4 protein-coding genes and 2 pseudogenes are annotated in these 9543 nt (G+C 73.3%); 2 read left to right on the plus strand and 4 right to left on the minus strand.

The genetic code is table 11. The annotated features are described in order from the left end of the window. Together ACWJ6R_RS22650 and gltB are read right to left on the minus strand one after the other, a co-directional pair. A pseudogene (locus tag ACWJ6R_RS22650) lies at positions 1–1450 on the minus strand (glutamate synthase subunit beta); the annotation flags it as partial. A gap of 14 nt (positions 1451–1464) precedes the next feature. After that, positions 1465–5981, minus strand: a pseudogene (gene gltB / locus ACWJ6R_RS22655) (glutamate synthase large subunit). A gap of 272 nt (positions 5982–6253) precedes the next feature. Between gltB and ACWJ6R_RS22660 the strand changes: the two are divergent. Next, entirely contained in the window at positions 6254–7492 is a 1239-nt protein-coding gene (locus ACWJ6R_RS22660) for a bis-aminopropyl spermidine synthase family protein (protein ID WP_449064157.1), read from the plus strand. Continuing rightward, positions 7417–7818: a hypothetical protein gene (locus ACWJ6R_RS22665; RefSeq protein ID WP_449064158.1), complete on the plus strand. Its 402-nt coding sequence runs from the start codon at positions 7417–7419 to the stop codon at positions 7816–7818. Before ACWJ6R_RS22660 ends, ACWJ6R_RS22665 begins: the two co-directional genes overlap by 76 nt. A gap of 95 nt (positions 7819–7913) precedes the next feature. On the opposite strand, the gene ACWJ6R_RS22670 is transcribed toward ACWJ6R_RS22665, so the two are convergent. Next, positions 7914–8531, minus strand: coding sequence for a hypothetical protein (locus tag ACWJ6R_RS22670; protein ID WP_449064159.1), 618 nt, complete (start codon positions 8529–8531; stop codon positions 7914–7916). A 127-nt stretch (positions 8532–8658) separates the two neighbouring features. Next, positions 8659–9543 (minus strand): hypothetical protein (locus ACWJ6R_RS22675; protein WP_449064160.1); only part of this gene is annotated, 885 nt, incomplete at its 5' end.

Here is a 9543-nt window from a genome sequence, read left to right on the forward strand (position 1 = left end):
GATCGCGACCGGCAGGGCCGTCCGCCCGGTGAGGTGGCGGTCGCCGCGCGCGGCCGAGCGGCCCTCGGCGATCGCCCAGACGATCAGCGACTGGCCGCCGGCCCATGTCGCCGGCCACGAACACGCCGTCGACGGCGGACATGTAACCCTTGTCGCGGGCGACGTTGCCCCGGGCGTCGTAGAAGCCCTCGCCGCCCTCGGCGGCCAGGTCGGTCAGCAGGGCGCCCTTCTCCGGGCCGGTGAAGCCCATCGCCAGGGTGACCAGCTCGGCCGGGATCTCCCGCTCGGTGCCCGGGATCGGCGCGAAGCCCTTCGCCGGCCCCTCCACCTCGACCAGGCGCAGCGCCCTGACGTTGCCGTCGGCGTCGCCGACGAACTCGGTGGTGGAGACCGCGTAGACTCGCTGCCCGCCGTCGTCGGCCAGCTCCTCGTGGGCGCTCTCCATCTTGAACAGGATGGGGAACGTGGGCCACGGCTGGCTGCCCGGCCGGGTGGCCGGCGGCTGCGGCATGATCTCCAGCTGGGTCACCGAGGCGGCGCCCTGCCGGATCGCGGTGCCGATGCAGTCGGCGCCGGTGTCGCCGCCGCCGATCACGACGACGTGCTTGCCCTGCGCCGAGATCGGGGACTCGGGGAAGTCGCCCTCGGCGGCCCTGTTGGCCGGCGGGAGGTACTCCATCGCCTGGTGGATGCCGCCCAGGTCGCGTCCGGCGACGGGCAGGTCCCGCCACTGGGTCGCGCCTCCGGCCAGGACCACCGCGTCGAACTCCGCGCGCAGCTGCGCGGCGGTGACGTCCACGCCGACGTTCACGCCGGTGCGGAACTCGGTGCCCTCGGCCCGCATCTGCTCCAGCCGCCGGTCGATGTGGCGCTTCTCCATCTTGAACTCGGGGATGCCGTAGCGGAGCAGGCCGCCGATCCGGTCGGCCCGCTCGAAGACCACCACGTCGTGCCCGGCGCGGGTGAGCTGCTGGGCGGCGGCCAGGCCCGCGGGGCCCGAACCGACGACCGCCACCCGCTTGCCGGTCCTGACCTGCGGGACCTGCGGGGCGACCCATCCCTCGTCGAAGGCGCGGTCGATGATCTCGACCTCGACCCGCTTGATCGCGACCGGGTCGGAGTTGATGCCCAGGACGCACGCCGCCTCACACGGAGCCGGGCACAGGCGGCCGGTGAACTCCGGGAAGTTGTTGGTGGCGTGCAGCCTCTCGATCGCCTCGCGCCAGTCGTCCCGGTAGACCAGGTCGTTCCACTCGGGGATGAGGTTGCCGAGCGGGCAGCCGTTGTGGCAGAACGGGATGCCGCAGTCCATGCAGCGGGACGCCTGCCTCATCAGCTTCTCGGCGGGGAAGTCCTGGTAGACCTCCCGCCAGTCGCGGATGCGGACGTCCACCGGGCGGCGCGCCGGCAGCTCGCGCCCGTGGTTCAGGAAACCCTTCGGGTCAGCCATCGGTGTTACCCCCCTTATCCCTGGACCGCGGCCGTCATGACCGCCTCGTCGATGTCCCTGCCCTCGAGCCGCGCGCCTCGGCGGCGCGCAGGACCCGCTTGTAGTCGGTCGGCATGATCTTGCTGAAGCGCGCCGGATCCCAGTCGGCCAGCAGTTCCTTGGCCACCGGGGAGCCCGTCTCCGCCAGGTGCGCTTCGACGATCTTCCGCAGTTCCTCGGAGTCGGCCTCGCCGAGCGGTTCGATCTCCACCATCTCGCGGTTGACCCGCGCGGGGTCGAGGTCGAGCAGGTAGGCGATGCCGCCGGACATGCCCGCCGCGAAGTTGCGGCCGGTCGGCCCGAGCACGACGACCCGCCCGCCGGTCATGTACTCGCAGCCGTGGTCGCCGACGCCCTCGACGACCGCGGTCGCGCCGGAGTTGCGGACGCAGAACCGCTCGCCCATGACGCCGCGGACGAACGCCTCACCGGAGGTCGCGCCGTACAGGCCGACGTTGCCGGCGATGATGTGGCCGTCGAGCGGGGCGGCCTCGTGCGGCCGGACGACGATCCGGCCGCCGGACAGGCCCTTGCCGAGGTAGTCGTTGGCGTCGCCGGTCAGGCGCAGCGTGATGCCGCGCGGGACGAAGGCGCCGAAGGAGTTGCCCGCCGAGCCGGTGAACCGGACGTCGATGGTGCCGTCGGGCAGCCCCGCACCGCCGTACCGCTTGGTCACCTCGTGGCCGAGCATGGTGCCGACCGTACGGTTGACGTTGCGGATGGGCAGGTCCAGGGTGACCGGGGTGCCGTCCGCCAAGGCGCCCTCGGCCAGCTGGATGAGGGTGTTGTCCAGGGCGGCGTCCAGGCCGTGGTCCTGCTCGCGCACCTTGCGCACCGCGGCGCCCTCGGGCAGTTCCGGCTGGTGCAGGATCGGTCCGAGGTCCAGGCCGGCCGCCTTCCAGTGGTCCTCCGCCGAGGCGGTGTCGAGCAGCTCGGCGTGGCCGATGGCCTCCTCCAGCGAGCGGAAGCCCAGCTGGGCGAGGTACTCGCGGATCTCCTCGGCGATGAACTCGAAGAAGTTGACCACGAACTCGGGCTTGCCGGTGAAGCGCCGGCGCAGCTCGGGGTTCTGGGTGGCGACGCCGACCGGGCAGGTGTCGAGGTGGCAGACGCGCATCATGACGCAGCCGGAGACGACCAGCGGCGCGGTGGCGAAGCCGTACTCCTCGGCGCCGAGCAGCGCGGCGATGACCACGTCGCGGCCGGTCTTGAGCTGGCCGTCGACCTGGACGGTGATCCGGTCGCGCAGGCCGTTGAGCAGCAGCGTCTGCTGGGTCTCGGCCAGGCCCAGCTCCCAGGGGGCGCCGGCGTGCTTGAGCGAGGTCAGCGGGGAGGCGCCGGTGCCGCCGTCGTGGCCGGAGATGAGCACGACGTCGGCGTGGGCCTTGCTCACGCCCGCCGCGACCGTGCCGACGCCGACCTCGGCCACGAGCTTGACGTGCACGCGGGCGACCGGGTTGGCGTTCTTCAGGTCGTGGATGAGCTGGGCGAGGTCCTCGATGGAGTAGATGTCGTGGTGCGGCGGCGGCGAGATGAGGCCGACGCCGGGGGTGGAGTGCCGGGTCTTGGCGATCCACGGGTAGACCTTGTGGCCGGGCAGCTGGCCGCCCTCGCCGGGCTTGGCGCCCTGGGCCATCTTGATCTGGATGTCGTCGGCGTTGACGAGGTACTCGCTGGTCACGCCGAAGCGGCCGGAGGCCACCTGCTTGATGGAGGAGCGGCGGGCCGGGTCGTAGAGGCGCTCGGGGTCCTCACCGCCCTCGCCCGTGTTGGACTTGCCGCCCAGCCGGTTCATCGCGACCGCCAGGGTCTCGTGCGCCTCGGCGGAGATGGAGCCGTACGACATCGCGCCGGTGGAGAACCGCTTGACGATCTCGCTGACCGGCTCGACCTCGTCGATGGGGACCGGCTCGCGCACCCCGTCCTTGAACCGGAACAGCCCGCGCAGCGTCATCAGCCGCTCCGCCTGGGAGTCCACGAGGCCCGTGTACTCCTTGAAGATCTCGTAGCGGCGGGTGCGGGTGGCGTGCTGCAGCTTGAAGACGGTCTCGGGGTTGAACAGGTGCGGCTCGCCCTCGCGGCGCCACTGGTACTCGCCGCCGACCTCCAGGCGGCGGTGGGCGTTCTCCACCCGCGGGTAGGCCCGCAGGTGCCGCTCGGCGGTCTCGCGCGCCAGCACGTCGAACCCGACGCCGCCCAGGCGGGAGGTGGTCCCGGCGAAGCAGGTGTCGACGACCTCCTGGCCGAGCCCGAGCGCCTCGAAGATCTGCGCGCCGGTGTAGGAGGCGACGGTGGACACGCCCATCTTGGACATGACCTTCAGCACGCCCTTGCCGTACGCCTTGATCAGGTTGCGCACGGCCTTGTGCCGGTCGACCTTGAGCACGCCGGTGTCGACCATCTCCTCGACGGTCTCGATGGCGAGGTAGGGGTTGACCGCGCCGGCGCCGTACCCGATGAGCAGCGCCATGTGGTGGCACTCGCGGGCCTCGCCGGTCTCGATGACCAGGCCCACCCGGGTCCGGGTCTTCTCGGCGATCAGGTGGTGGTGGACCGCGCCGGTGAGCATCAGCGACGGGATCGGCGCGAACTCCGCGGAGGAGCCCCGGTCCGACAGCACGATGATCCGCGCGCCGCCGGCGATGGCCGCCGAGACCTCGGCCCGGATCTCCGTCAGGCGCCGGACCAGCGCCTGGCCGCCGCCCGCGACCTCGTACAGGCCGGAGACGACGTACGGCTGGAAGCCCGGCAGGGCGCCCTCGTCGTTGATGTGGATGATCTTGGCGAGCTCGTCGTTGTCGATCACCGGGTACGGCAGGACCAGCTGGCGGCAGGAGGCCGGGCCCGGGTCGAGCAGGTTGCCCTCGGGGCCGATGGTGCTGGCCAGGGAGGTGACGAGCTCCTCCCGGATGGCGTCCAGCGGCGGGTTGGTGACCTGCGCGAACAGCTGGCTGAAGTAGTCGAACAGCAGCCGGGGCTTCTCGCTGAGCACGGCGACGGGGGTGTCGGTGCCCATCGAGCCGATCGGCTCGGCGCCGGTCCTCGCCATCGGCGACAGGATGATCCGCAGCTCCTCCTCGGTGTAGCCGAAGGTCTGCTGCCGCTTGACGAGCGCCTCGTGGGTCGGGATCTCGCGGGAGCGGGCGGGCAGCTCCTCGAAGCGGACCAGGCCGGCGTGGAGCCACTCGGCGTAGGGCAGCTCGGCGGCGAGTTCCGCCTTGATCTCGTCGTCCTCGATGATCTTCCCGCGGGCGGTGTCGATCAGGAACATCCGGCCCGGCTGCAGGCGGCCCTTGCGGACGACCCGCTCGGGCTCGATGTCGAGCACGCCGGCCTCGGAGGCCAGCACGACGAGGCCGTCGTCGGTGACCCAGAACCGGCCGGGGCGCAGGCCGTTGCGGTCCAGGACCGCGCCGACCAGGGTGCCGTCGGAGAAGGTGATCGAGGCCGGGCCGTCCCAGGCCTCCATCAGCGAGGAGTGGAACTCGTAGAACGCCCGCCGCGCGGGGTCCATCTCGGTGTGGTTCTCCCACGCCTCGGGGATCATCATCAGCACCGCGTGCGGCAGCGTGCGGCCGGCGAGGTGGAGCAGTTCCAGCGCCTCGTCGAACGAGCCGGTGTCGGAGCTGTCGGGGTCGCAGATGGGGAACAGCCGCGACAGGTCGCCGGGGAGGTTGGCCGTCTCCAGCATCGCCTCGCGGGCGCGCATCCAGTTGCGGTTGCCCTTGACCGTGTTGATCTCGCCGTTGTGGGCGACGTAGCGGTAGGGGTGCGCCAGCGGCCACGACGGGAACGTGTTGGTGGAGAAGCGCGAGTGGACCAGGGAGATCGCGGTCTCGTAGCGCTCGTCGCTCAGGTCGGGGAAGAACGGCTCGACCTGGCCGGGGGTGAGCATGCCCTTGTAGACGATCGTCCGCGACGACAGCGAGGGGAAGTAGACGTCCGCCTCGTGCTCGGCCCGCTTGCGCAGGCAGAAGGCCAGCCGGTCGAGCTCCAGGCCGGACTCGCCGCCCGGGGAGCACACGAAGAGCTGGCGGAAGAACGGCATCACCGCGCGGGCGCTGGGGCCCGGGAGGGTCCGGTCGACCGGGACGTCGCGCCAGCCGAGGACGGTCAGGCCCTCTTCGGCGGCGATCTCCTCGATCAGCCGCTCGGCGCTCGCGCGCGCCTCGGCGTCGACCGGCAGGAAGGCCGTGCCGGCGGCGTAGGAGCCCGCGGGGGGCAGCTCGCGGAGGCCGGCTTCGGCGGCCACTGCGCGCAGGAACGCGTCAGGAATCTGCGTCAGGATGCCGGCGCCGTCGCCGGTGTCCGGTTCGCTACCCTGGGCCCCCCGGTGATCGAGATTGCACAGCGCCGTCAAGGCCTTGGCGACGATGTCGTGGCTGCGTCGTCCGACCACGTCCGCGACCATGGCGACACCGCAGGCGTCATGCTCGTGCGCGGGGTCGTAGAGGCCCTGGGGCTCGGGAAAACCGAGGTGGGCAGCAGGCATCGAATCCCTCCCGTCGTCTTCATCTGCTTCGTGTGGAAACAAGCAAAGGGACGACGTTGGCCCTGCTGCGTGGTGAGTAAAGGTTACCGTACCCTGTCGGAAACCTGCCTACCCGGTCCCGGTCGCAGCTATTTGCTGCGGATTAATCCTTTTCGCCTAACGAGCAGGCCAGACGCGGTATTCCTCCCCGCCAAGAAGCAATGGTCCAGACCTTTCCAGGTCCGGTCCCGGCCACCGGCCGCCGGGCGGGCGTTCCTCTAGGGTGGGGGACCATGAACGGGATCGAGGAGCTGCTCCGGCACGCGGGCGTGGACGGCAGGCGGTTGCGGACGGCGCTGGCGCTGCTCGGCGACGGCAGGTGGTGGACGCTGGCCGACCTGGTCCGCGAGACCGCGACGTCCCGGCGGGCGGTCGAGGCCCTGCTCCGCGCGGCCGGGGCCCACCTGGAGCGCTCCGGCGACCGGTTCCGGCTCCGCGATCCGCTCCCCGGCCTGTCCGCCGCGCCGCACGGCCCCGCCGACCCGGTCGCCCACCTGCTCGGCGGGCACGCCGACCTCCTGGCCCGGATGGAGGAGCTGGTCGCCAAGGCCCCCCGGGGCCGCCAGGCGCTGGACCACGTGGCCGCGACCGCCGACACCGTGGTCCGGCGGGCGCTGCTGATGGACGCCCGGTTCTGGCTGCCCGGGGCCCGGATCCTGTGCGTGGGCGACCACGACCTGACCTCGCTGGCGACCGCGCTGCTGCGCCCGGACGCCGAGGTGGCCGTGGTGGACGTCGACGAGCGCATCCTGGCCTACATCGCCGAGCAGGCCGAGCGGCTCGGGGTGTCCGTCCGCACCCGCTGGGCCGACCTGCGTCTGGGACTGCCCGCCTCCGTGCGGGGCTGGGCCGACCTGGCCGTCACCGACCCGCCGTACACCCCGGAGGGCATCGGCCTGTTCGCCGCCCGCGCCGCCGAGGGGATCGCCGACCGCGAGCACGGCCGCGTCCTGCTGGCGTACGGCGCCGGCGAGCACACCCCGGCGCTGGCGCTGAAGGTGCAGCAGTCGCTCTCGGCCCTCAACCTGGTCAGCGAGGCGATCTACCCGGACTTCAACCGCTACCACGGCGCCGAGGCCATCGGCTCCGCCGCGACCTGTACGTCCTGCGCCCCACGACGAAGACGTGGCCCGCCGTGGCCGCCCGCGTCGACGGGCTCGGCGCCGCCATCTACACCCACGGCCCCCAGTCCGTCGAGTCCCGGCCCGCCGACGTGGCCGCCGACGCGGCCCCCGACCTGCCGGCGGAGGGCTTCACCCCCGCCGTGCTCGTCGGTGAGTGGCCGCGCGACGTCCTGCCGAAGCTCCCCCGGGCCCGGCTCTCGACCTGGCTCGCCAAGCCGTACGCCGCCGAGGTCGCCGAGGTCGCGGTGGCCGTGCCGACCGGGATGGAGCCCGTGCTGCCCCGCCTCCTCCTCGCCACCCGGGCCCGCCGCGTCCGGGCCTGGACGGCCGCGCCCCCCGCGGACCTGACCGCCGGGCCGCTGTCTCGCGTCTACGAGCTGACCGTGACGGGCCGGACGGTCGAGGCCGTACGGCGCCCGCTCCCCGAGCCGGGGCAGGAGCGGGTCCTGCGCCGGATCCTCGACAACGCCCACGGCAAGCTCGCCAACACCTGGCGCGAGGCCCTCATCCGGGAGCGGGGCGACCTGACCAAGAAGCAGGCGAAGGCCGTCGTCGCGGAGGCCGCCCCGTGGTCGGCGGACGTCACCGTGCTGGAGCTGCCCGCCGACCGCCTGGCGGAGTTGCCCGCCGCGGTGGCGGCCTCCCTCGCCGCACCGGCCGCCGACGGACCGTGAGACTGAGGCCGACGGCCCCGCAGGCGGGACGAGATCGCACCGGCCGTCGCCGGACCGCCGAGCCGGGCGCCGACGGCCCCGCAGGCGGGACGGGATCACACCAGGCGCCGCTGGACCGCGAAGCCGAGACCGTCGACGGCCAGCTGCGGATGGGTCAGGTCCGCCGCGGCGCCCTCTCGCCGCGGCGCGACCCAGCTCACGGTGACGTAGTGGCCCAGCGCCCTGGCCTGGGCCCAGCCCCGGGCGCCGTCGAACGCCTCGGAGAGGCCGGGCGCCGGCCGGACGAAGCCGTCGCGGCCGAACGCGGCGACGAGCCGGTCGGCGGCGGCGGAGTCGGCCAGGTTGAAGATGAGGAACTGCCCGGCGATCCGGCCGTCCGCCGAGGTGTAACCGGCCCGCAGCGCCTGGGTGCATCCGGCGACGGCCGCCTCGGCGCTCCCCCACACGGCCGAGGCGCAGTCGGCCAGGGACTCAGGTCTGCCGCCCGTCAGCGTGATCCCGCCGGAGGCGACCTGCCCGGCGGGGAAGACCTCGGCGGCCGTCAGCGGCTCCGGGTCGAGCGCGCGGGTGGCGATCGGGGCGTAGTGGGCGGTGTTCAGCTCGCTCCGGAAGGTCGCCGGCCGCACACCGGCCTCCTCGCGCAGCAGCCACCAGGACGCCGTCCCGGCGGCGACGACGACGGCCGCGGCGGCCAGGGCGATCCATTTGCGCATGGGCATCGAGCTTACCGGGGTACGGGCGGTCTACGGCGGCGGTCCGGGCGACGCCTCCGGAGCGGACCTCCGGCGAGCCCGGCCGTCCCCCATGACGGCCGGCGGCCGTCACCGCGTGGACGCGCCATCAGGAAGCCGGGGCCACCGCGACGACGCGCCGGAACACGGCCTTCTCCGCCCCTCTGACCGCCAGGGACAGGGAGACGAAGTCGTCCTTGGCGTCGGGTTCGGCGCCGTCCGCGCGCCCGATCCAGACCAGCCCGGCGTAGTGCCCCATGGCGTGCCCGCTGCCCTCGCTGTGCCCGTCCGCCGTGAAGAGCGGCCGGGCCGGGTCCACCGGCCGGACCCAGCCGCCCCGGTGCAGGGTGGCCAGCGAGCTCACCAGCCCGTCGGCGGAGGCCGCGTCCCGGAGCTTGAACAGGGTGTACTGGGCGACGTAGCGCCGGTCCGCACTGGTGTAGGTCCCCCGCAGGGCCTGGGTGCATCCCCCCTGGGCCAGCAGGTCCGTCAGGGTCCGCCCCCACACCGCCTCTGCGCAGGCGGCGTCGAGCTTGGTTCCCGTCAGCTTCAGGGTGATCCGCCCCTCCTTCAGGGTCTTCTCGGCGAAGACGTCCTTCGGGATCAGCGGCAGGGGATCGGCCTTGCTCTGCGCGATCGGCGCGAACACCTTCGAGGAGGGCCAGCCCCGGTAGGCGGCGGGCCTGGGCTCGGATGCGGCGGTCCCGGCGTCGGCGGCGGGCGGCTCGGGCACGTAGTCGTTGCCGATGGCGGCGATCGCGAGCAGCAGCGCGCCGACGGCCGCCAGTACTCCCACCGCCCAGACGCCGGCCACCACCAACTTCTGCTGGACGGGACTCAGGCCCCAGGCCTCCAGCCGGCCGAGGATCCCCTCCGGTTCCGCGGCGGGGTCGCGTTTCGGGGACGGCTTGGCGGATCGCTTCGAGGGGCGCCTCGCCGAGGAGCGCCGCCCGGAGGAGCGCTCGGCGGCGCCGGACTCGGCGCCGCCGCCGCT

The sequence above is a fragment of the Planomonospora algeriensis genome, from assembly GCF_977012225.1.